The organism is Marinomonas sp. 63XJN7_7_ISO-PGPR-S23-202 (assembly GCF_056173505.1).
On record NZ_CM149677.1, the window covers coordinates 2,775,397 to 2,800,104 of the forward strand.

The 24,708-nt window shown below is 45.0% G+C and carries 20 protein-coding genes; 7 read left to right on the top strand and 13 right to left on the bottom strand.

The genetic code is table 11. The annotated features are described in order from the left end of the window. Nucleotides 1-70 precede the first annotated feature (70 nt). Complete coding sequence (locus AC0VYG_RS12885) at nt 71-556, top strand: putative 4-hydroxy-4-methyl-2-oxoglutarate aldolase (RefSeq protein ID WP_475428403.1); 486 nt, start codon at nt 71-73, stop codon at nt 554-556. A 22-nt stretch (nt 557-578) separates the two neighbouring features. Here AC0VYG_RS12885 and AC0VYG_RS12890 read toward each other — a convergent pair whose 3' ends face one another. Continuing rightward, nucleotides 579-1,190, bottom strand: coding sequence for a MarC family protein (locus tag AC0VYG_RS12890; RefSeq protein WP_475428404.1), 612 nt, complete (start codon nt 1,188-1,190; stop codon nt 579-581). 108 nt (nt 1,191-1,298) lie between these two features. Further along, complete coding sequence (locus tag AC0VYG_RS12895; RefSeq protein WP_475428405.1) at nt 1,299-1,778, bottom strand: GNAT family N-acetyltransferase; 480 nt, start codon at nt 1,776-1,778, stop codon at nt 1,299-1,301. Between the two features lie 131 nt (nt 1,779-1,909). Here AC0VYG_RS12895 and AC0VYG_RS12900 point away from each other — a divergent pair, with 131 nt between their 5' ends. Continuing rightward, a complete protein-coding gene (locus AC0VYG_RS12900) occupies nt 1,910-2,827 on the top strand; it encodes a ParB/Srx family N-terminal domain-containing protein (protein WP_475428406.1) in 918 nt (305 codons plus the stop codon). Between the two features lie 396 nt (nt 2,828-3,223). Here the strand turns inward: AC0VYG_RS12900 and AC0VYG_RS12905 are convergent, their stop codons facing one another. Both AC0VYG_RS12905 and AC0VYG_RS12910 read right to left on the bottom strand, forming a co-directional pair. Continuing rightward, nucleotides 3,224-3,673 (bottom strand): GyrI-like domain-containing protein, encoded by a 450-nt coding sequence (locus AC0VYG_RS12905; RefSeq protein ID WP_475428407.1) that lies wholly within the window; start codon nt 3,671-3,673, stop codon nt 3,224-3,226. Nucleotides 3,674-3,778: 105 nt separating this feature from the next. Beyond that, nucleotides 3,779-4,522, bottom strand: coding sequence for a class I SAM-dependent methyltransferase (locus AC0VYG_RS12910; protein WP_475428408.1), 744 nt, complete (start codon nt 4,520-4,522; stop codon nt 3,779-3,781). 182 nt (nt 4,523-4,704) lie between these two features. Between AC0VYG_RS12910 and AC0VYG_RS12915 the strand changes: the two genes are divergently transcribed. After that, complete coding sequence (locus AC0VYG_RS12915) at nt 4,705-5,574, top strand: lipase family protein (RefSeq protein WP_475428409.1); 870 nt, start codon at nt 4,705-4,707, stop codon at nt 5,572-5,574. A 38-nt stretch (nt 5,575-5,612) separates the two neighbouring features. On the opposite strand, the gene AC0VYG_RS12920 is transcribed toward AC0VYG_RS12915, so the two are convergent. The 4 genes from AC0VYG_RS12920 to AC0VYG_RS12935 are packed head-to-tail and all read right to left on the bottom strand — an operon-like array spanning nt 5,613 to nt 12,727. Continuing rightward, a complete protein-coding gene (locus AC0VYG_RS12920; RefSeq protein WP_475428410.1) occupies nt 5,613-8,393 on the bottom strand; it encodes an Hsp70 family protein in 2,781 nt (926 codons plus the stop codon). Nucleotides 8,394-8,395: 2 nt separating this feature from the next. Then, the gene (locus AC0VYG_RS12925) at nt 8,396-10,165 is read right to left on the bottom strand and encodes an Hsp70 family protein (RefSeq protein ID WP_475428411.1); all 1,770 of its coding nucleotides are present in this window, start codon (nt 10,163-10,165) and stop codon (nt 8,396-8,398) included. Nucleotides 10,166-10,168: 3 nt separating this feature from the next. Continuing rightward, the gene (locus AC0VYG_RS12930; protein WP_475428412.1) at nt 10,169-10,777 is read right to left on the bottom strand and encodes a DUF2760 domain-containing protein; all 609 of its coding nucleotides are present in this window, start codon (nt 10,775-10,777) and stop codon (nt 10,169-10,171) included. Nucleotides 10,778-10,780: 3 nt separating this feature from the next. Beyond that, nucleotides 10,781-12,727 (bottom strand): ATP-binding cassette domain-containing protein, encoded by a 1,947-nt coding sequence (locus AC0VYG_RS12935; protein ID WP_475428413.1) that lies wholly within the window; start codon nt 12,725-12,727, stop codon nt 10,781-10,783. A 293-nt stretch (nt 12,728-13,020) separates the two neighbouring features. On the opposite strand from AC0VYG_RS12935, the gene AC0VYG_RS12940 reads away from it, so the two are divergent. The 4 genes from AC0VYG_RS12940 (at nt 13,021) to AC0VYG_RS12955 (ending at nt 19,071) form a co-directional block, all read left to right on the top strand. Further along, a complete protein-coding gene (locus tag AC0VYG_RS12940) occupies nt 13,021-14,175 on the top strand; it encodes an efflux RND transporter periplasmic adaptor subunit (RefSeq protein WP_475428414.1) in 1,155 nt (384 codons plus the stop codon). Between the two features lie 45 nt (nt 14,176-14,220). Continuing rightward, nucleotides 14,221-17,361, top strand: coding sequence for an efflux RND transporter permease subunit (locus tag AC0VYG_RS12945; RefSeq protein WP_475428415.1), 3,141 nt, complete (start codon nt 14,221-14,223; stop codon nt 17,359-17,361). Between the two features lie 135 nt (nt 17,362-17,496). Next, nucleotides 17,497-18,264, top strand: coding sequence for a motility protein A (locus tag AC0VYG_RS12950; protein ID WP_067020414.1), 768 nt, complete (start codon nt 17,497-17,499; stop codon nt 18,262-18,264). A 3-nt stretch (nt 18,265-18,267) separates the two neighbouring features. After that, nucleotides 18,268-19,071: an OmpA/MotB family protein gene (locus tag AC0VYG_RS12955; RefSeq protein ID WP_475428416.1), complete on the top strand. Its 804-nt coding sequence runs from the start codon at nt 18,268-18,270 to the stop codon at nt 19,069-19,071. Between the two features lie 130 nt (nt 19,072-19,201). Here AC0VYG_RS12955 and AC0VYG_RS12960 read toward each other — a convergent pair whose 3' ends face one another. The 5 genes from AC0VYG_RS12960 to folC all read right to left on the bottom strand — a co-directional run bounded on the left by AC0VYG_RS12960 (nt 19,202) and on the right by folC (nt 24,706). Beyond that, the gene (locus AC0VYG_RS12960; protein ID WP_475428417.1) at nt 19,202-20,374 is read right to left on the bottom strand and encodes an O-succinylhomoserine sulfhydrylase; all 1,173 of its coding nucleotides are present in this window, start codon (nt 20,372-20,374) and stop codon (nt 19,202-19,204) included. Nucleotides 20,375-20,603: 229 nt separating this feature from the next. After that, the gene (gene purF / locus AC0VYG_RS12965; RefSeq protein ID WP_475428418.1) at nt 20,604-22,115 is read right to left on the bottom strand and encodes an amidophosphoribosyltransferase; all 1,512 of its coding nucleotides are present in this window, start codon (nt 22,113-22,115) and stop codon (nt 20,604-20,606) included. 81 nt (nt 22,116-22,196) lie between these two features. After that, complete coding sequence (locus AC0VYG_RS12970) at nt 22,197-22,730, bottom strand: CvpA family protein (protein WP_475428419.1); 534 nt, start codon at nt 22,728-22,730, stop codon at nt 22,197-22,199. 45 nt (nt 22,731-22,775) lie between these two features. Then, nucleotides 22,776-23,429, bottom strand: a complete 654-nt coding sequence (locus AC0VYG_RS12975; protein ID WP_475428420.1) for an SPOR domain-containing protein — start codon at nt 23,427-23,429, stop codon at nt 22,776-22,778. Further along, nucleotides 23,423-24,706, bottom strand: a complete 1,284-nt coding sequence (gene folC / locus AC0VYG_RS12980) for a bifunctional tetrahydrofolate synthase/dihydrofolate synthase (protein WP_475428421.1) — start codon at nt 24,704-24,706, stop codon at nt 23,423-23,425. The genes AC0VYG_RS12975 and folC overlap by 7 nt, the downstream gene beginning before the upstream one ends. Between the last annotated feature and the right edge of the window lie 2 nt (nt 24,707-24,708).

Sequence of the window (24,708 nt, forward strand, 5' to 3'; positions counted from 1 at the left end):
GCAAAAATTGGTTTTCATGGGCATAGCTCTCTAAAGTCAATACTGAACCTAACTTTGGAATGGTAAGCCCGTGAAAGACATCCTCCCTGACTTATGTGACCTTTACCCTGAACACCTGCAGATTGCCGACCCGATTTTCACATCGTATGGCAAAAAGACAGTCTTTCATGGGGAAGTGGTCACTGTTTCCTGCTTTGAAGACAACAGCCGAGTTCGTGAATTGGTCAGTACCAATGGCAAGGGAAAAGTCATGGTGGTTGATGGAGGGGGCAGCATTCGACGAGCCCTATTGGGAGATATGCTCGCAGAAAAAGCGGCGTCAAATGGCTGGGAAGGTATTGTGATTTATGGCGCTATTCGCGACGTTGCCGCACAGTCACAAGTGAATTTAGGGATTCATGCCTTAAAAGCCTACCCCATGCCAACGGAAAAACGCGGCTTAGGGGAGGTTGGCAAAACACTACGCTTCGCAGGCATTGTTATCCAACCGGGTGACCACATTTATTGTGACCTAAATGGCATTGCTGTGGCCAAACAACCGCTGGCATTGCCATAGTATGCCGTTCTTCCACTCAGCTTTATAATACGGCTAAGGTGTGTGTGAACAAACTACGCACACCATTTACCACCATCTGCACAGACATCATCAACAGTAACATCCCCATCAAACGCTCAAGAGCCGCTAATCCTTTTTCTTTTAAAAGGCGATTTAATAATGGCGCACAAAACAGAATCGCCACCGAAACACCCCAAGCGCAAAAAACGGAAATTAGCAAATCGCTGTGATCGTTAGGGTAACTTTTTACCATCACCAACAACGTCGCCAAAGTAGACGGGCCTGCCAACATAGGAATGGAAATTGGAACAATAAAAGGCTCCATCAAAGCAGATTTTTCTTTTGGGGCCGAGGAAGGAAAAATCATCTTGAGCGCTATCACAAACAACACCACACCGCCGGCGATGGAAATCGATTCTGTTTCCAAATGCAGCAATTGCATAAACTGTGCGCCAAAGTATAAAAAGCCCACCAGAATCGCCAAACCAACTACGCCATCTCGCACAATAATGCGGTACTGACGCGATTGCGGTACACCTTTCATCACAGACAATAAAATTGGAATATTTCCGAATGGATCAATAACAAACAGGAATAAAAGAAATGTCGATAAAATAGAAAACTCAGTACTCATTAAACACTCAAACTATCTTTGTAGGGAGAATTTTAAAGCCGCGCAGTTTAGCGTATTACGACAAGTGGCGATACCCTAGAGCATTTAGAATCGGCAAGAATACAACGCTCAACAAGCGCTCTTTGCTAATGGTCTTACCATATTAAAATTGCTTAACGCTTCTCCGCGTATTTCAACGGTCTGCTCACTCTCGACAGAAAAGCCAAAACGCTCAAAGAAAGGCTTTGCTGTAATACTGACATGAGAGTATAGACGGGGAATTTTTCGCTCATCCGCAAGGGAAAAAATACAATTCATCAAGGCCCTACCCACCCCTTTTCCTTGGTAAGCATGATGACAAAAGAAGTGATCAATCAAGCCATCAGGCTGTAAATCCGCATACCCAACAATCACACCGTCCAATTCGGCAACAAAAGGCTGAATAGAGGCCATCTTGTTTTCCCACACAGTCATATCAAAGGATTCCGGCGCCCAGGCTGTCACTTGGGCCTGAGAATAATCTTTAATATTAATCATTCGTACTGTACTGAAAAACAAATACCAAAGAGCTTTGGCATCCTTTGGTTGATATGAGCGGATTTGAATCATGACACTTTTATTCTCCGTGGTATCAGCTGAAAAACAAACGACTTCAGTTAGTTAATAAGAGTTGTCACTCACACAGAAGTGTCATATAAGATCATTAAAATCACAATTTTTCATTCCACAAAAGGTTAATCATGACTCTCAAAACATTATATATTCCGATGCTGACACTTTTGTTTGTTGCGTCTAGCTTTGCCAATGGGGCAACACTACACGCTGGAAGCGTGACTGAGGTATCGCTGGATCAGATACATCCCACTCAGCCTGCCATCGGTTACGACCAAGTCTACTATAAGCTAGGTCGTTTTAAGAAAGACCCTAAAAAGCTATTTGATGAAATTTGCGAGGTAAATGGAGAAAAAGGCTTGGCGCACTTTGATAAAGCATCAAAACCAAACGACCCGACAAGTTTTACTTGTGAAGATAAGGTTGGCGCCCACCCAAAAGACATGAAAACCATTGTCATTGCGCCGAATAATCAATATTACCTCACAGATGGCCACCATACCTTTAATGCTTTTTGGCAAATGCAAGGTGGGGGTGCACATTTTAAAGTAAACGTACTGGTAGCTAAAGATTACCGCAACCTCGCCAATATGCAGCAATTCTGGCGCGCTATGCGAAAAGATGGCAATGCTTGGCTAGAAAACAGCCACGGGCAACCCATTACCTATCAACAGTTACCAACATCCCTCGGTATGAAACACTTTGAGAATGATAAGTATCGTTCCATGATGTACTTTTCGAGAGGCATTGCATGGAAAAAGCCTCAGCACCCCATTCCATTTATTGAATTCTATTGGGCTAAAGAACTTCACAATGACGTTGACCTAAATAAATACAATCTGAAAACAGAAAAAGGTTACCGCCAAGCCATTATGGCGATCAGCCACGCTATTCTAGACATTAAAAGCAGCAATGTTGGGGGATCCGGTCAGTCCGCTAAAGCCATGGGTCAGTTGGCTAGCTTTCATGAAAAAGCCTTTAAGAAATTATTCAAAGCCAAAAAAGGAAAAATCGCTTATATGCTGGCATACAAAGATAGCTTGTAGCTCGACGCCATTTTTATCTATTCGTTTATTATACCCCCATCACTTATACCAGTGATGGGGGTATTTTATTTGCTCTAGCTCACTCTACTATACTTTGCGTGTGAAGTTAGAACATTACTGCCTTAATTAAAGCAACGATTCGTTGCATCAAATCACAACAAGTTCCGCCAATAATACAGCCGAACCTCACTGAGTCTCCATACCTCCCAGTATGGTGCGCTCTCTGTTGCAACAGCGACCTCAAGGTAAACAGCCGCTGCAGCATCAATAAGTTTTTGATCAAGCCCCATATCTAACGCGTTCGTTTAAGCAAACCGACTTCAGGTTGTAACATAAAACAAGGTGGCTGATTTGTATCCAAAACCACCAAGAATCGCTCGTACGACTCAAATACCACTATTTAATGGCAATATAAATGTCGACTTTTTTGTCACTGGTGTAGTGCTCAAAATCCACGGTGTAAGCTCGTTGGTGTGGGCAATCAGAGTCAGAAAAGTACTGCCAAATTTCGCCCCAAGCATCGATCACCATTTGTGGCATCTCTCCCTCTTTGGAAAAACGTAGGTAATCACCGCTAGGAAGCGTCACGCCTTCTAGGGGGGTAGAAGTTCGAACGGTCTCTTTTTCTGTCCCAACTAATATGGAGAAATCTCCCGTATAGTCTGACTCGTAATTGTAATATACGCCGTATAGACTGGCTCCATTGGCGTAGTTAACTTTGATTTGCTGAGCAAAGGATTGATGCAAACCAGCAATTTTGGCGGTTTCTGGCTGTGTTTCATTGGCATTGTTGGTGCGTTCACTTAATCCTAAGAGTCGCTTCTCTTCAAAATATACTTGTTCCATACTGCTTACTCCATAGGCAATGATAATGACGGTAACTTTTCATTATCATGCGTTTTTCAATAATATAAAAGACATATTAAACGCAAAATAGCACTCACGCTTGCCCTACAAATCATGACTGTCATAGCGATAAATTTCATAGGTATATTTGTAACTAAAATGTGAATTAAGTCCAAACGGTGTAATCTGCTCCATTAATTCTCTTTCAATCTCTTCATAGGCATTCCCTGCTTTGACTTGCACTTCAACATTGGATTGAGTCGTGAGGTATTTGATTAATCTCTCAACACTCATATAAATAGGTAATGTCCCTTTACCATCAGCCAGCTTAGTAATACCCTGCTCATATTGTATGTTGGCAACTTGGCTATTTCTGTGAGGAGTTGGGTAGTGCTTGAAATAGTAGTTAATCAACCACCAATTAAACGCCTCGCTGGATTCACTACCCCCAAAGGAAAAATTATAAATAAGCCATACCGCTCCGTTTTGTGAAGCCGCCTTATAGGCTTCTATCGCCTCTTCCAGATCAAACCAGTGAAATGCCATACAAGTAGAAATCAGGTCAAATTTGCCCAATTCAACAGCGTGCTGATAAGGCATCAAAGCGGTTGAGATAGATTTCTCGCTAGCGTATTTTAACATCGCCTCCGAAATATCGATGCCTATCACTTCATCACATAGGGCCATTAACGGTAATGTCGAGTCTCCCGTTCCGCAAGCAACATCCAGCCCTCTGGAAAAATCATTATTACAACCAGCCTCTTCAAGCCATGTTTTAATCACATCGTGAACCTTTGGCCGATATTCGTTGTATCGAGCCGCGGCTTCCTCTAGAGAGAAAAACGCCATAAGCACTCCTCGCCATAAAGAATAGGCAAAGTTATATGGAAGTCATGTGTTACACTGATTAAACTTATTCACGCTATCAAATAATGCCTTTAGAAAGTGTCTATTTCGTGAAAAGTGACTACAAGATAACACTATCATCTTGTACTCTGACACCACCAACTGCGACCTTTATACTGAGTATTATGATAAAAACACTGTTAATGGTTCTTTCTCTCGTCTTACTCACCCCGTTTCAATTGGCTTTTGGCGCCCAAAACTTCGCGGAAATAAAGACACAAGCCACCTTATCAGCGGATACCTACCTAACGCCATCAGAGCTAAAAAAGTCTTTGCAACAACAAGGACAGACACTGGTACATGAGGCCACCCTTCCAAGCTCTCAAGTGAGTTATTTTTTAAGTCAGAAAAAGGGTATTCAAACCATTGCGATTAGAGGAACAGACAATCTAGAAAACGCTCTGTTGGATTTAGACCTTGAGTTACAGCTCGACCCGACTCTAGGCATCAAACTACATCAAGGCTTTGACTCGGCTGCAAAAGCCGTCTATGACAATATCAAACCTTACTTAGCGAAAAACCAGCCAATTCATATTACGGGGCACAGTTTAGGGGGCGCTATCGCCGTCGTGGTCGCAATGTACTTGGAAAAAGGTCATTACCCGATTGGACAGATCATTACCTTCGGTCAACCCAAAGTCACTAACGTCACAGGCGCAACTAAATTTTCCGACTTGCCGTTAATACGCGTCGTGACACTGGATGACATTGTGCCGCTGGTCCCCCCCATTAGCCCAATGCAGATTAAAGACTTGGACATTTATTGGCACATGGGGAAAGAAATCATTTTGGAAGGTCATAAACAATACGCTGAAACCAGCGGACTAAAAAGCATGCTCAGAGCCACCAAATTCACCTCATCCATTCCTAACGAAAAGAATCTTCAAGCTCATATGATGACCACTTACCTAAAATTAATTGATGGACTGCAAACCGACCCTATTGAAGTCCCTTATAAAGCCGATATTAAGCTGTTTGGGATTTCCATAGACTGAACCCTCTTTGCTGTTAAAGAGCAAAGAGGGTACGCATGTCATAAACGAAGCCCTATGGGCAAACTTTCACCGACTAACGCATTCAGTTCATCGCTATTAATTTCATGGCGACTTTCTAGGCGTTCTAGCCATTGAGCTGGGCATTTGTCTTTTTTCAGTTTATTGGCGATTTTCTTGCGATAACCAGTTAACTCCTTAGATTCACCAAGGCTCATTTGACTCATCAGCACCGCTGCAAGACCCGCTTGTTTGCGTTTTTTCCAATCCTCTTTGAGGACCAAGTCCAATATTGGGAGAAGTTTCTTCTCTTCAATTCGTTGTTCTTGCTGGCCTGATAACAAATGGCGCGAAGTAATACGTCCTACTGTCCACCATGCAGTGTCTGGCTCAGAGGATTTTTTTAAACGCTTGAGCAACCAATCAATCGCAGTCTGTTTGTCATCCATCGATAGGTTTTCTAACGCCCCCACAAGGCGAATCAAATCGTCGCTGGACTTGGTTGTTAGCGCTTTCATTTTATCTCGAGAGCGTTGCCCTGGTGGTGAGTAGTACTGACTAAACTGTTTAAACAGATGCGTTTGCTGCTCGGTAGATAAGCCGCCTGCAATGCGACGGTAAAGCGTCCAGTATTGTCCCCACACTGGTGCGATATCAAATTGTGTGCCCGCTTTTGTGATATTGACCACTTGCTGAACACGGGCTAAATCCTCACTGGCACCATAACCTGGACGCAAGCAGTAACCAACAAGCTGTAACCACTGGCGTTCATGTTGAGCACTTTTGAGTCGACCAGATTTTAAGCTAAGTAATTTGTCAGCCAAACGACGAGACGTGGCTAGGTTCCAATCATCTCGATTACCTAGTAACTGCTCCAAATCTTGTTTAAGCGATTTGACTAAGTCAGGCTGTTGTTTTTGACCCACGCTTGAAAAGCATTTGGCAAGATGCTCTTCTGCTTGCCCCATATTAGCGTGCAGCAAACCACTTTCATCGACCTGTCCTGAATTATCATGTCCAGACGTACCTTGTGAAGAGCCTTGTGAAGGACGAGATTGCGTGGAAAAATCCAAACGCCACTGATCACGCTGATTATTCGCCTTCAGCAATACTTGTAATACCCCGACTTCTGTCATCTGAACCGCTAAAGTCACAGCACACTCTTCTGACTCAGTAGAGCCATCAAGCTCAGTTGTTAATGTAGAAATATAATGTAGCCCATCTTCACTACGCACCGCTCCCACTAAGCACTCAACATGATCATCCGAACGATATAAAGGAAACTGCACTTGCTGACCCAAGGTGACAAAAAAAGCTTGGCCTAAGGTAATGGTTTCACCCTTAAGCGTCCCTTTGGGCAAAATACCCACAAATTGATCGTCGCCCACTTTCAAATACAGGCTGTGTGCCACGCCACTTTCAATACGCGTACTTTCTCCCGCCAACGCGTTTAAGTACATGGCGGCCCCTTTAGCAACAGCATTATTGGGCTCGTCTGCAGTACACACCAAAATGGGCTCAGCACACCAAGCGTTCAACTGTTCCACTAGGCGATCTTTTAACACTGGGCTATTAAATAATCCCCCGTTAAACAACACGGCATCCGGCATAGCCGACCCCGTCACGGCCTCAATCGCCGCTTTATGTTGCTGTAAAAAAGCCGCCAGATGACGTGTAAAAGCAGGGTCTGATTCATAAGGCAAGCCCAAGGTATGCATCGCGTAATCGTTTTTTTGCACCTTATCATTGGCACCGACTAAGGGGAAAAAACCCTGACTGACTTGCTCTAATAGCGCCCCTCTTGAGACATTAAACTTTTGTGACCCACCTATTAATCGACTACCGCCCCCCAAAACAGTGATGTTTAACGACTCTGGCGCGTTCGGTCCTAGAAATGTTTCTTTCGCCTGACGGGTCTGCTGAACCAAAGCAGCCAGTCGAGTTGCTGATAAAGCGGAAATTTGTTTAGGATCAAGCTGAAATGCCAGTGCTTGATCTAAATTATCGCCCCCCAGTAACAAATGCTCGCCCACGGCAATACGCTTTAGGGAAATCGCAGCATTCTGCTCGCTTTCCACATTCGCTGTGTTTTCCACAGAGCGAATCGCCACTAAACTAAAATCGCTGGTTCCCCCACCAATATCGACCACTAAGAGCATTTTCTTATCGGACAGGGCGGCGAGACGATTATCATCACTGATGTAGTGGTAACAAGCGGCTTGAGGCTCTTCAAGCAGATAGAGGTTGTCCAAGCCAGCCAATTTAGCAGCTTCTAACGTTAAGGCTCTCGCCTCTTCGTCAAAAGAAGCAGGGAGAGTTAAGGCAATGGATTGAGAAGCTAAAGGCGCCGTAGGGAAACGATGATCCCAACTTTGTTTAATGTGTTGTAAAAGGGTTTTGCTCGCCTCTAATGGACTGACTTTTTTCGCGAACTCACTTGCCCAAGGAAGAATTGGTGAACGACGATCGACCTGGCGATGGCTCAACCAGCTCTTCGCACTTTGCACCAGTTGCCCTGCCCGACGCTGTCCAAGGGCTAATGCCCCCATCCCCACCACTCGTTCTTTATCATGATGACGCCAAGGCAATACAGGGTCCAGTTTGCCTATTTCATCCGACGCCAATAAATAAATGGCGCTCGGTAAATGGGTAAACTCTTGCACCGACCCATCCGCCATCACTTGAGGAATGGGTAACAGTTGTGGCGTGGGCAATACTGACGAGGCATTCACAGAAGAAGCCTCTGTCGAGGCAGGAATATAAGAGACAACACAATTGGTTGTCCCTAAATCAATGCCTACGCGAAACGTCGGTTGTGTCATATTTATGCCTCCCTAACTTGAAACTCAATGGTCCAACTTAGGTCAGATTGCGTATCGTGCGCTTGCAATAATAGTAGGCCTAACTCCGTCACTCGTGCGGTCAAATAGATACGTACCATGTCTCCTTCATGGTAATGCCCTGCATCTAAACGAATCGACAAAGGATTCAACTCATTTAACTGGCCAAGAGAGAATGAAGAAATAACGTTACCTACCTCATCCACATCACTGCTTTGCGATTGGAAGAAGCGGAATGTCACCCTTTCCCCCACTACCAGAGAGAATTCATTCGGCAGCATTTGCTCTTCTGAGCCTTCCTCCAAACCAAAAGGCGCCACACAAATCGCGTCAACCGGCGGCGCCATACCTGGAATCGCTGGCATTGGGCTTGCCACACCAATATAGTAATTCGCCGCCAAACCACTTTTTACTTTAACACCACCTTGCGCTTGAACTTGGGCATAGTAAGTTGCACCTTTAGCAACGGCGTGGTCTAAGTGTGAAGGCGTCAGCATGGTAAATTTGCTGTCCCCCAACATATAGGCCAAACGCGCCTCAAGTGTTGAGCGAATGACACCAGCATTAAATACACCGCCGTTTAACAATATTTTGCTCGGCGTTACATCGTGTTGAGATAAAAACTCACTAATATGACGGGTAATCGCAGGATCGCCTTCGTACTCTAAATTGATGGTGCTAAAACCGCTACGGGCATTTTTTTGAGCTTGCTCACCTAACGTGACTTGCGGGAAAAAACCGTCAATTAATAATTGCTGTACATCGTTTTGCGTCAATGTCGCTTTGATACTGTTGTTAAACAGACTACGACCTCGGCTTGGCACCACCACGCTCGCATCTTGTAAATCCGGATTCGACAGCAAACGCTCTTTCGCCTCACGACAAGCTTGCGTCAAACCACTAATTTGCCAAGGCTCAAGGTTCGTACCATTTTGCGCAAGTTGTGCCGCCATATGGTAGGTTAAGGTTAGATCCATATTATCGCCACCAAGCAAAATATGTCGACCAACCGCCAGACGCTCTAAGCCCAACGCTCCATCTTGGTCGACGGCTTTGATGAGCGATAAATCCGTTGTGCCGCCCCCCACATCGACCACAAGGATGTGCTCGTTGACGTCCAGACTGTCGGTCCAGTTTTGCTGATCACTTAACCAAGCATAAAAGGCAGCTAATGGCTCTTCAATCAAGCGGGCTCGCAAGCCGATTTTCGCGGCCGCTTGCTCGGTAATGGTCCGAGCAGCAGGATCAAATGAGGCTGGCACAGTAATCACCACGGTTTGTTCCGCGATAGGCGCATTGGGAAATTGATGCTCCCAAGCACTCACTAAATGAGATAATAAGGTTTCTGTCACTTGTGCAGGTGAGACTTTTTGCACTTCTGGTAAGGCATCAACGGGCAAGACAGCTTCATCGGCACTCACCCTAGCATGACATAACCAGCTTTTGGCACTTTGAACCAGTCGACCAGCCGACTTAGCCCCCAGTTCGCGGGCCAATTGTCCAACCACTGATGACGTACTTCCCCAAGGCAACTGTAAATCGCTGTCTAAAAACTCACTTTGATGGGGAAAATACACAAAAGATGGCAGCAAAGGTCGAGCATCAACTTGACCCGCAGCGATAAACTGCGGAATCAATAACTGCTGAATAGCCGCTGGCATGGAGTGAGTGTCTGATGACACCTGAGCAGACTGTGAATAATAGACAGCCGAATGCGTGGTACCCAAATCGATACCAATAAAATATTGATTCATTGTTTATACCTCGATTTCGGCTGGCGCTAATATGGTTAAATTGTCAGTATCACTGACTTTAGGTAAGCGCGTTTCAGTGATTTTCCAGCCTGGGTGGATCAAGGTGCCCTTATAAGGCCCTTTGCCTTCCACTCGCCCTTCCAGCTTAACTTGCTTCGCATCGTAATCCGCAGGCACTTCTACTCGGCTATTTTCGGCAGCGCTGTTCACTACGTCGAGAGACACCACATCAATAGTGAAATGCTGCTTTAATACTTTTGCGCAACCCGCATGAATTTGCCGAGACGCTGCACCGACATCGGCATCACTGTACTCATCTATGCTTTCTTGTAGAAAGTCGATAAAACGTGCTTCCTGCTGAAGCAATTGCAATAATTGATGAGCCCCGTCTTCATTGACGGTATCAAGCGTTGGTGACGCCACTTCGACTTCCCGAATGATTTCGACTTCTTTGGTAATCACTTTGGGCTCAGCTTCAAATGCCAGTAACTCACCTTGCCCTACACGCTGACAGCGAGCAGCATAATCACCACTCCCCATATATTTGAAGAATTGGCCAAAGGCACCAAAAAAACGCGATATAAAAGAAACTGGTTGGATTTTTTGTGTCATAAATTACCCATTCTGCATAGTTTCAAGCTCTAGCCAACGTTCCATCATGGTTTCAAGCTCTTGTTCTTTGTCTGCCATCTTTGCCAAGGTTTGCTCAATGTTCTGCGCATCACTTGTATAAAAATCAGGAGAACTCGTTATGGCCTGTAAAGCGGCAATGTCCTCTTCTAACTTAGCAATTGTCTCTGGCATTGCATCAAATTCACGCTGCAGTTTATAACTCAGCTTTGTTTTTGGTTTAGGGGTGGAGGCTGCTGGTTTAGAAGTCGCTTGCTGGGTGGCTTCTGCAACTTTTTTTGCTTCGGCTTTTGCTTGCTCTTTTTTAGTTGGTACATCATCCGTTTGCGACGTGGATTCTGCGGGGAACTTACCACCTTGACGGATCCAGTCTTGGTAACCACCAACGTACTCTTTCACCTTGCCTTCGCCTTCAAAGGCAATCACACTCGTCACCACGTTATCTAGAAATGAACGATCGTGACTCACGAGCAGCAAAGTGCCATCGTAATTCATTAACAGTTCTTCCAGAAGCTCTAGGGTTTCGACGTCTAGATCGTTGGTCGGCTCATCCATGATCAGCAAGTTAGCAGGCTTCGTGAAGAGTTTCGCCAACAATACACGGTTTCGTTCACCGCCCGATAATGCTTTAACAGGGGTACGTGCCCGTTCAGGAGGAAACAGAAAATCTCCAAGATAACCAATCACATGTTTGCTTTGGCCGTTAATGTCGATGGTATCTTTGCCTTCACCAACGTTTTCTGCCACCGTTTGCTCAGGATCAAGTTGCTCACGCAGTTGATCAAAATAAGCAACATTCAGCTTGGTTCCCTGACGAACAGTGCCGGATTTTGGTTTCAAATCCCCCAGCAGGATTTTTAAAAACGTACTTTTACCACAGCCGTTTGGCCCAATCAGGCCAATACGATCACCGCGGTTCACAATAAAATCCATGGGGTTCAGAATCACTTTATCGTCAAATGCATGACCTACTTGTGTGAATTCCGCCACCAGCTTGCCCGATTTATCTTTAGTTTCAATCGCCATTTTTGCATTACCTTGACGATTAATACGTTCGGAACGTTCTTGACGTAAAGCTTTCAACGCACGAACACGCCCCTCGTTACGCGTACGACGGGCTTTTATCCCTTGGCGTATCCAGACTTCCTCTTCAGCCAAACGCTTATCAAACAGAGCATTGGCACGTTCTTCTTCTTCGAGCAATTTTTCTTTGAAAACAAGAAACTCATGAATGTTTCCAGTGAAAGAAATCAAATTACCACGATCCAGTTCCACGATACGATTGGCCAGCTTCTCTAGGAAACGACGGTCGTGGGTAATAAATAAGATCAGACCACGGAATTGTTGAAGCTGTTGTTCCATCCATTCGATGGTTGGTACGTCCAAATGGTTGGTTGGCTCATCAAGTAGCAGAATATCGGGATTCGAAATTAACGCCTGTGCCAAAATAACGCGACGACGCCAGCCACCAGATAACTCCGACATGAGTTTTTCAGCAGGCAGCCTCAACCGCTGAACCATATGGTTCACTCGTTGTTCTAGATCCCACCCTTGGATTTTATCTAACTCAGCCTGAATCTCACCAAGCTCATGGGAGTGATCGTTTTCAAAATCCTCTAACAAGGAAAAGTAGCGTTTCATCAAATGATGGGCTTGACCTGCCCCTTCACTGACGACTTCACGAACGGTTTTTTCATTGGCATCTGGCAGTTCTTGAGGAAGCTGAGCGATTTTCATGCCCCCTTCAATACGAACCACGCCTTCATCTGGTATCTGTTCACCTGCAACCACTTTTAAAAAAGTGGATTTACCCGCACCATTACGACCAATGATGGCAACACGCTCACCCGCTTCAGCAGAAAAGCTGATTTTCGACAGCAACGGATTATGTCCGAATGCAACACTAACCTGTTCTAACGACAATAGACTCATATCTATCCATATAAAATAGTGTAAATTTTTTGTGGCGCTATAGTAGCACTCTTCCTAATGAAGGTTTAGTGAATACAGCACTCCAAAAAGCAAAAATCCTATTTAGATGAACGGTTTTTATGGTACGCCCGTTTTTTAAAAAAACAGCCCAATCACCTCACACCTTAAGCTTTTTGCAATAATCGTGGCAATAATGTGTTAATAGGGATTTTTTATGCCTATAATCTCACGCGGTATCTAGATCCGATTCGCTCGTAATAAGAAGCCAATGTCAGCTAAATAAGGAGATATAAATGGCGTTGAAAACTAAGTTGGGGCCGATGACGGCAATACTCATCATCGTCATCATTGCTAGCTGGTTATTGATCGGTGGAAAAGGCATTATTACCGCACAACACGACAGTAAAAAAGCAGATGCCCTATCTTCTACAGCCGATCCGATGGCCAAATCGTCCGCAAAGACGAGCTCACTGACGTCTGTACAAGCCCAACAACTGCACGCCCAAAAAATTGATTTGCATTTGACGCTATCTGGTCAAACCATGGCGGGGAAGACGCTCACGCTTCACAACCAATATGCAGGAAAAATCACGTCGCTGCTGGTTAAAAAAGGCGATCTTGTCAAAGCCGGTGATGTACTGCTCAAAGTCGATACTCGGAGCTTAAAAGCTCAATTAGAAGAAGCTCGCCTCCTCGTCAAACAGCGCCGTTTAGAACTGGATGGCATCACAAAATTAAACAAAAGCAACCTTTCTTCTCAGGTCAAATTGGCCGAAGCGAAAACCTTATTAGGGACAGCCAAAAGCAATCTTAAGCAGCTTGAGGTGCAGTTCGAAAACGCGACGATTACCGCCCCCTTTGATGGTGTAATGAATACGGTAGAGGTGGAAAATGGGCAACAATTAGCAAAAGATGCGACCATCGGTACTCTTGTTTCCCTCAACCCTCTACACATCGAAGTGGCCATTCCTCAAAATAAAATACAGCACATTCATCTCGGGACAAAAGGTAAGGTGAAACTCGACTCTGGCTATACCACTATGGGCTCAGTCGACTACATCAGTGCTATCGCAAACCAGCAAAGTAGAACGATTCCTGTGGAACTCAGCATTGCTAACCCAAACCAAACAGCTCCAGCGGGCATAACTGCCGATGTCGATTTTATACTGGATCAACAATATGCTCATGCCTTCTCAGCGGCCTTATTAACACTGGATAAGGCAGGACATACCGCAGTCAAAACGCTTGATAAAAACAATGTTGTTCAACTTTTACCAGTCACTCCTCTCAAATCGGAACGAGACAAAGTCTGGGTGGAGGGGTTACCTGATACGGTAACCATCATTACCGTCGGCCAAGGCTTTGTAAAAGCGGGGGAAAAAGTAGCGCCTCATTTTGACAGTGAGAATACCAATGCAGCCACACCACCAGCAGAACAAACAAACTAGCATAGCTACACGGTCTACGCATTTGGACAAAAAGGAATTCATACTATGCAAACCTTAATCGATGCCGCTCTCGCACGATCACGCACGGTACTGTTACTATTTGCCTTGGTGATTGTGTCTGGCATTGTCTCCTATATCAGCATTGCGAAGGAAAGCACGCCCGATATCACCATTCCAATGGCTTATGTATCGGTCTCATTAGAAGGCATTTCTCCTGAAGATGCCGACAGCTTGTTAGTCAAACCTTTAGAGAAAGAACTCAAAGGCCTAGAAGGCCTCAAAGAAATTCGCTCCACCGCGTCCGAAGGGCATGCGTCGATTATTTTAGAATTCCAGCAAGGTACAGACATTGATCAAGCGCTAATTGATGCTCAGCAAAAGGTCGATCGTGCCAAGAGTGAACTTCCAAGCGATGTAGATGAGCCCACGGTTACCGAAATCAATCTATCCACCTTCCCGGTATTACGCATCAACTTATACGGTAATGTCGACTTTGCCACCTTAAGTAAAATTGCTAATAACTTACAAGATAAAATAGAGGCCAGTCCAGGCGTACTTGAGGCAAAAATTAGCGGTGATAGGGAGCAACAAGCGCACATTGTTGTGAGCCCAGATAAACTCAACACCTACAACCTTTCATTGCCTGATGTGATGAATTTTGTTGATAAAAACAACCGCCTCGTCGCCGCGGGTAATCTAGACACAGGGGCTGGCCGTTTTCCTCTTAAAGTACCGGGCCTTCTTAAAACAAAAGACGATATTTTAAATTTGCCGATTAAGGTAAATGGCGATCAGGTAGTATTGTTAGGAGATATTGCTAGTGGAGAACTCGGGTTCGAAGACCCAACCAGCCATGCCCGTGTAGAAGGTCGCAACAGTATTACGCTGGCGGTGTCTAAGCGAGTCGGTGCCAACATCATCGAAACCATCAATGGGGTCAAAGCCATCACCCAACAAGCCAGTAAACAGTGGCCTGCAGGTGTGAAGTATGAGTTTACCCAAGACGAATCCAAACAAATTGAAACCTCCCTCAACGATCTCTTTAATAACGTCTTAATCGCCACGTTATTGGTGATGATTGTTATTGTTTGGGCCTTAGGTATCCGTAGCGCCCTCTTAGTTGGCATTGCCATACCTGGGGCCTTTTTAGCAGGCATTTTACTCCTCAATATTCAAGGCTACACCATCAACATGGTCGTGCTGTTTGCTTTGATTTTAAGTGTTGGCATGCTGGTAGATGGAGCAATTGTTGTAACCGAATATGCCGATCGAAAACTCGCAGAAGGCGCTACGAAAAAAGAAGCCTATGCTGAAGCGGCTAAACGCATGGCCTGGCCCATCACGGCTTCCACCGCCACCACACTAGCCGTTTTTCTTCCCCTACTTTTCTGGCCAGGCATTGCCGGAGAGTTTATGCGTTTTATGCCGATTACTGTTATCGCCACCCTCTCCTCCTCTCTCGTCATGGCGCTTATCATCATCCCAACCATCGGCTCTTTAATCGGCAAAAAAGGCGCTTATTCACCCAAAATGCTCAATACGTTAGCCTTAGCGGAATCGGGTGATCTAAAACAACTTAAGGGATTTGTCGGAGCATACAGCCGCGTGCTCAGCAAACTGATCGAGTACCCTATTTGGGTACTGCTTGCCACCATTTTGCTATTGATCACTATTTTTATTAGCTATGGAAAATTTGGCAAAGGGGTGGAGTTTTTTCCCAATATAGAACCCGAAGTGGCGCAACTAGAAGTCCATGCTCGTGGCAACTTATCACTGGCGGAAAAAGACAAATTGGTCCAAAAGGTTGAGAAACTCGTACTAGGCAATCCTAACATTACCAGCCTAGTTACCACCTCTTATGCCAAAGTCAATAATAATGATGCGCCAGATAGTATAGGCAAACTCACCATGGAATTTATCGACTGGTATAAGCGAGAACCTGCCAGTGTCATTTTACAGCGCATTCGAGAGAAGACAAAACGCATTCCAGGTATCCAAGTCACTTCTGTGGTGCAACAAAATGGCCCTCAGTCCGATACCGATATTCAATTGCAGCTCAGTTCTAACTACGGCCAAATACTCAATAAAACCGCCGATGCGGTGATTAAAAAACTAAAGGCGAGCGATGCCATTATCTCTGTCGACGACGATCGGTCACTGCCTGGCGTAGAGTGGCGTTTTGACATTGATAGGGCCAAAGCCGCCCGTTATGGCGTTGATGTCAATACTCTAGGTAGTGTTATCAAGCTGGTCACTAACGGCATCAAACTGAGCGACTTCCTACCGGAAGGGGCAGACGATAAAATTGACATTGTCCTACGCTACCCAATTAACAATCGCAGTTTGGAACAACTGGATCATTTGCAAATTCCATCCAAGCAAGGCCCTATTCCTGCCAGTAACTTTATTCATCGCTACGCCTCTCAAAAGCAGGGGGTAATCAACCGTACAGATGGCAAGAAAACAGTGAAAATTAGCGCTGATGTAAAAGATGGATTAGTCGTTGATCAAGTGATTAAGCAAATCAAAAAAGAACTCGATAACTCTAATTTGCCTAAGGCTGTCAGCTATCAATTTCGAGGTAATAGCGAAGACCAGCAAGAGGCGCAAACCTTTTTGTTGAAAGCCTTTGGCGTCGCTTTCTTCATTATGGCCATTATACTTGTGACACAGTTCAATAACTTCTTTCAATGTGTGTTGATTTTAAGCGCGGTTATTTTCTCTACCATGGGGGTGCTAGTTGGCTTAATGATAAAAGGAGATCCTTTTGGAATCGTCATGAGTGGTGTCGGGGTGATTGCTCTGGCGGGGGTCGTCGTTAATAATAATATTGTATTGATCGATACCTTTAATGTCTTGCGAAGCCAGGGACTATCAGTCAAAGAAGCGGCCGTGAGAACAGGGGTACAGCGCCTTCGCCCTGTCATGCTCACCACCATCACCACGATTCTTGGCTTGGTTCCTATGGTATTTCAGCTCAATATCGACTTATTGCAAGCGGATATCAGTGTGGGCGCCCCCTCTTCTCAGTGGTGGACTCAGTTATCTACGGCCATCGCAGGTGGCCTTACCTTCGCCACACCATTAACCCTCATACTCACCCCATGCTTATTGGTATTAGGGTATCGCCGTCGAGAAAGGTTAGATCAGCTTGAATCTATAACGCAAAAACCAATAGATCAGTGATGGGGAAAACACATAGATGGAGGCAAAACCAGGCAAAATTAAAAACAATCGACAATTCATAACTTGTCATGTCAATAAACCCTCTACATAATGTCAATCTTATTACATTATGTATCGTACTAGGCTTATTAATTTATGGATTTTACGTCTTTTGTAGGGATCATCTCGGGTCTCGCGTTAATCGTTTCCGCGATTCTTTATGGCAGTAGCGATATCAGCATTTTTGTCAATGTTCCAGGCATTATGATTGTCATTGGCGGCACCATCGCCGCTACGCTGTTTACGTTTCAATTCAAAGACACAATGGCCGCTTTTCGTGCGGCCGCCATTGTTTTTACTCAGGACAAACAGAATCCACAACAGATGATTGCTACCATGTTGCAATTAACCAGAGTGGCTCGTCGCGAAGGCTTAATGGCATTAAGTCGAGAAAAAGCCGACTCCCCTTTCTTACAAAGAGCACTCAATATGGCCTCTGATGCATCCGATGAGGACTATATTCGCCATACCCTGCAAGCTGATATCGATTCGTTAAAAATGCGTCATTATGTGGTTCAGGATGTGTTTAAAAAGATGGGGATGTACGCTCCAGCGTTTGGCATGCTTGGTACGTTAATTGGTTTGATTCAAATGCTATCCCAGCTCAATAACCCGGAAGCCATCGGCCCTGCTATGGCGGTTGCGTTATTAACAACCTTCTATGGTTCTATTTTATCAACGGTCATCTTCCAACCCATTGCGGGAAAGCTCAAAGCCAGAACCATTTTAGAAATACAAACCTTAGAAATCATCCGAGATGGCACCATCGCCATGATGGGCAGCAATAATTATCTGGCCGTGTATGAACGCCTCTCCTCTTATGTCCCTGCACATCAACGTAAACCTGTTGGCCTTAGGGATTAAACGATGGATGATCCCCTTTTCGAAGACGACGATGTGCCAACCTGGATTTTCACCTTTGCCGATTTAATGTCTTTACTTTTGGTGTTTTTTATTCTGCTATTTTCGCTGTCCAGAATGACTCAATCGAGTCTAGAATCAACTTTATCCTCTATTCAAATTGCCATTTCAAACAAAAATGATATCAAAGGAACAGACGATAAACCGGTTCAAGGGGGTAATAAAGTCATTGCCCCCATCCCACTAAAAAATACTGACATAAAATCCGGTAAAACCGACTCACAAACCGACGAAGATGCCCCTGACGCAAACCTTCCCAAGATGGAGCGAGAGCTAAAAAGGCAACTTGATGCCTATAAACTCAACAAAATGGTGTCTGTTTCAGAAAATGGCGACAAACTCATCATCCGAGTTGATGGTAAAAGTTTATTCGCCTCGGGTGAGGCCCAGATTGGTTATGATGCAGACTTTATCTTAAACACCCTACTCTATACGTTTAAAAAGTATCCAAATTATACCATTAACATCCAAGGTCATACGGATAATGTTCCTATCAAAACAGCGCGCTTCCCAAGCAACTGGGAGTTGTCAGCGATGCGCGCAACCACCATTTTGCGCTACTTCCTAGACAAAGGCATTTCACCCGAAAGAATGACAGCAACAGGTTATGCTGACAGTATCCCACTTGTGCCAAATGACACGCCAGCGGACCGTGCTAAAAACCGTCGTGCTGAGTTTGTTTTAGAAAGAATGCCCAAGTCAGCCACAAAAGAAAAAACTCAGAACACCAAGCCACTCGCATTTCCGTAACTTGAAGATTCAGGTAGATAAATACTTAACAAGGAGTCCTGCTTCAACCTTCGGACGTAAAAAAAGAGAATGCATCAATAAGACAGCATTCTCTTTTCCAGTGACACTCAATCAAAATAATGAGTTTTAGCTAGATCTGAGACAAAGCCCCGTCAAAATCCGTGATAATGTCTTCGATGTCTTCCAACCCCACAGATACACGAATCAAACCTTCCACAATGCCTGCTTTGGCTTTTTCTTCATCGGTTAATCGACCGTGTGTGGTGGTAGCAGGATGCGTCACTAAGGTTTTGGTATCACCTAAATTCCCGGTAATGGACACCAGCTTGGCACTGTTGATCACTTGCCACGCCGCTTCACGTCCTCCTTCCACTTCGAACGACAACAAGCCGCCAAAATCTTTTTGCTGCTTCTTAGCAAGCTCGTGATATTTATGGCTTGGCAATCCACCATAGTTCACTTTTATGACTTTCGGGTGAGCGTCTAAAAACTGGGCCAATTTAAGCGCATTCGCTGAATGAGCGGTCATACGCAGTGCCAAGGTTTCTAAACCATTAACCAAGACCCAAGCATTAAAAGGGCTCATGCACGGCCCCGCACTGCGCATAAAGGCTGTGAACACTTCCACTATTTCTTTGCTGGAGATCAGCGCCCCACCCAGTGTACGGCCCTGCCCATCAATGAACTTCGTCGCCGATTGCATCACGATATCCGCCCCCTGCGTCAATGGATTCTGCAGGGCTGGCGTTGCCAAGACTGTATCGACACACAATAACGCGCCCTTCTCATGGGCAAGGTCTGCCACTCGTTGTACATCCACTACTTCATACAATGGGTTAGACGGCGTTTCAAAATAGCAAAGCTTGGTCTTTTCATCGATGGCATCCTCCCAAGCTTGATAATCCGTCGCATCCACATACACCACTTCCACACCAAATTTGGTTGTGTAGGTACTAAAGAATTTAACCGTAGAACCAAAAATGTTACGGGAGCATACAACCTTATCGCCAGCACTCAACAGACTGTATGCCATGGTCATCAAAGCCGCCATACCGGAACTGGTTGCAATCGCCGCTTCGCCTTTTTCCAATGTGGCTAAGCGCTTTTCAAACAACTCAACGGTCGGGTTTGTAAAGCGAGAATACACATTGCCATCCTCTTCTCCAGAAAACTTAGTCGCTGCTTCTTCAGCACTGGCGTAAGCGAAGCTAGAGGTAGCAAAAATCGCTTCACTATTTTCTTGCTCCTGCGTCTGACGCACACCAGAGTGAATGGCATTCGTCGCATCTTTATAATCAGGCATTCCTGTCTCTCCAACTTGGTTACTACTTATCAACCCTATACATAATAATTTTATCAAAAGGCCTTCTATATGCGCCTTTTTCAACTCATCCGAATGACGCCCATCAAATCAATGCAGCCTAAAGTGCCTTAATCAGATTAAAAAAAACGACAGGTTTTAAAACAATAAAGCCAGGCTATATATAACCTGGCTTTATGATTACTAGAAATATCACTGATCGCTTATTTTTCTACATGGGGTACATCATGTCACTGCTAGAGCTCACGGCAATAGACGTTTTTTTAGAATCATTGCGGGCTTCTTGCAAACGTTCCAAATACGCGTCATCGATATCACCCGTGATGTACTGGCCATCAAAAACCGAGGTATCAAATTCACGCACCTCAGAATGTTTTTCATCGATACAGGCCTCAATCAAATCATCCAGATCTTGGAAGATCAGCTTATCCGCTCCAATCAATTCACAAATTTCATCAACATTGCGGCCATGTGCAATCAATTCCGTTACCGCTGGCATATCGATACCATAAACGTTCGGGTAACGTACTTCTGGAGCAGCAGAGGCAATGTAAACCTTTTTCGCCCCCGCTTCGCGAGCCATCTCGATAATTTCTTTACTGGTGGTACCCCGTACAATGGAGTCATCAACCAATAAAACCGTTTTGTCTTTGAACTCAAAAGGTACTGGGTTGAGTTTTTGACGCACCGATTTTTTACGAACAGCCTGACCAGGCATGATAAACGTGCGGCCAATATAACGATTTTTTACCAAGCCTTCGCGAAATGGGATATTTAACGTCTGTGCGATTTGCAATGCCGCCGTACGACTCGTATCTGGAATGGGGATAACGACATCAATATCATGATCTTGCCATTCTCGTTGGATTTTCGCCGCTAAGCGATCCCCCATATTGATACGCGCCTTATAGACGGAAATGTTGTCAATCACCGTATCGGGACGTGCAAAATATACATATTCGAACAAGCAAGGACGAGGCACTTTCTTCGGTGTGCACTGACGAACGTGAACCTTATGGTTCACATCGAAGAAAATTGCTTCACCTGGCTTAATATCACGTTCAATAGTAAAGCCTGCGGCGTCTAAAGCGACACTTTCGGAGGCCACCATGTACTCAATGCCACCATTTTCACTCATTTTTGAGCCGTAAATCAGCGGACGAATACCATCAGGATCACGGAAGGCTAAAATTCCGTAACCTGTAATCAGAGCCACAACCGCGTACCCACCTTCAATGCGCTTATAAACGCGCTCTAGCGCATTAAAGATATCGTCAGGCGTTGGAATTAACTTATTTTCTGAACTCATTTCATGAGCCAAGACATTCAATAGAACCTCTGAATCAGACGTTGTATTGATATGACGCAAGTCGGACTCAAACACTTCTTGTTTGAGTTTGGCGGTGTTGGTTAAATTACCGTTATGCGCCAGTGAAATACCGTAAGGTGAGTTAACATAAAAAGGCTGCGCTTCTGCAGAACTGGAGGTGCCTGCGGTGGGGTAACGAGCATGCCCAATGCCAATGTTACCATGTAGTTTTTTCATATGACGTGTACGAAATACTTCGCTCACAGGTCCATTGTCTTTGCGTAAGCATAATAGTCCATTATGACTTGTCACCATTCCGGCTGCATCTTGACCACGATGTTGCAGGACAGTCAAAGCATCAAAAATGGTTTGGTTAACCATGGACGTGCCAACGACACCAACGATACCACACATGTATTAGATCCTCGTTTTGGGGAAATTACGTAAAATACGCAAAAAGGTTCTTCTTTGGGGGTTACTTACTACAAGTAACCGTTAACTACTTAGCACGCGATTTATGAGAGACGGACTGATTTCATCCGAACTCTTGCCTAACATATCTCGCGTCCAATCTTTTAATAACACCAATTGAGGGATCAGAGTCGAGTTTTTCCACATCTGAGTTTTTTCAATTGATGGACTTAAACTTAGTAAGGATACAAACGCCACGACCACTAAAGCGCCTCGCGCAAAGCCAAATACCATACCTAATACTCGGTCGGTACTCGACAATCCCGTGACTTGTATGAGCGAGCCTATTAAATAACTCACCAAGGCACAAATGATTAAAGTCGCAACAAACAAAGCAACGAAGGCCACTATATAACGAATTTGATCGCTCTGAATTTGGTGAACCAGTAAAGCCTGCATATTATCCGAAAACTTCACAGCCACGACAAATGCCACAACCCAGGTCACCAGAGACAACACTTCTTTAACAAACCCTCTTTTTAAACTCAACAAAGTCGATACAAGAACAACGGCGATAATCAACCAATCTATTGTAGTAATAGAGTTTACTGTGTTCATAATGGTCTCCATAAAATCGCGGAGGATTCTAACAGAAGCGAATTGCTAATTCTCTGAAAACTTCGTCACAAATCCCTTGAGACCAAATTTCTTTTTAATGTCATTCATGGTTTTCTCAGACGCACTTCTCTCAAACTCAGGCCCAACATAGACCTTATTCAGAGAGCTGCTAGTGATGCTGTATGCCGAGTAATTTGCCTTTTTTAACTTAGCCACCAAACGTTTTGCATTCGCTTCATTCGCAAAGGTGGCAATTTGTACCGTCCAACGAGCCGCTATTTGTGGCTTAGGTTGGCTTTTGCTAGCTTGCTTGTCTGTTGAAGCTTTTGCTGCACTGGATGAAGAGGACCCCGTTTGGGCTGGTTGATTTGACACAGAAGCGTCTTTCTTAAAAGACGCCTTGTCGGTTGGTACAAGCGTAATATCTTGAGGTTGCTTTATTGGAACCGCTGCGGTGGAGTCTTTGTTTGTGACTGAGACATGGGTGACATCATTCGTAGCAGGTTCATCCGACAAACTGTCTACAGGCTGAGTCGCGGCTATTTTTGCCTCGGGAAAAACAGGGGCTTTACTTACTTCTACCTGGACCCCCAGCTCGGGGGGACGTTGACCATTTAAAACTTGCGGTAGAATAATCGCCGCAGCGGCAATCATAATTCCCGCACCGATCAATCTATGAGTCAAAGTTTTATCTAACATGGAACACCTTTTTCTCGATCATGCTGCAAATGGCGAGCATGCTCTAAATAGTCTGTAACCGTTACAAACGAGCCAAATACAACGACGGCCCTTGACTCCTTGGTCGCCTTATCGACGGCGGCATCATACGCTTGGGCTACCGATGAAAAAGACTGCTTATGTGGGTGATTCAGCTTGGCAAATAGCTCATCTGCCTTCGCTCCTCGCACACCCTCTAAATCCGCAAAATACCATGACGAGAATTGCGAAGTTAAAATTACCATGACACTGTCAATGTCTTTGTCTTTTAACATACCACACACAGCAATAGGAGCCGATTCAAAATCAGCAATCCGATTCGCCAGTTCAGCCGCCGCCTCAGGGTTATGAGCGACATCAATGTACACCAATGGCTCACTGGATACTTGTTGAAAACGCCCGGTTAATTGGGCGTGGCGAAACAAAGATGCCAAAGCCTCTTTTGTTGGAGACAGCCCCATATAAGTTAACACGGCCACAACCGTCGCCGCGTTTTCAATGGGCAAATTAGGGATAGGCAAGCCATCAAAGCGAAGACCGTTGCCAGACCAAGACCACACATCCCTCGTCTTAACGTAGGAAAAATCCGTGCCTTTTTGACGCAATATGGCTCCAATATCGTTAGCTGTATTCGCTAATGATACAGGGGGGTTAACAACGCCACTGACAAGCAGCTTCCCAGCTCGGGCAATGCCAGTCTTTTCCTGAGCAATGACCTCAAGGGAGTCGCCTAGCCAGTCGATATGATCCAACGCGATGGACGTCACGACCGCCACATCGGTATCGACCATATTCACAGAATCCAGTCGACCACCAAGGCCCACTTCCAACACCCAATAATCCAAATGTGCTTGAGAGAAAACCCATAAGGCAGCCAAAGTGCTAAATTCAAAATAGGTCAGCGGCGTGTCACCACGAGCCGATTCGATTGTCTTAAAAGCCTGACAGATTAGATCGTCTTCGCACGGTTGATCATTGATTGCGATGCGCTCATTGAAATCGATAAAATGGGGAGAGGTGTAGGTGCCAACAGAATAACCTTGTGAACACAGATACTGGGTCAACATAGCGCAAGTCGAGCCTTTACCGTTGGTGCCCGCTACGGTAATGATTTTTGCTTTAGGTCTGACGACATTAAGCTTAGCTAAAACCGATGCCCCTCGTTCTAAGCCCAATTCAATTTCTGAAGGGTGCTGGCTTTCAATATACGAAAGCCAGTCATCCAGAGACTTACACACAGTCAACGACTCGGATGTCATTC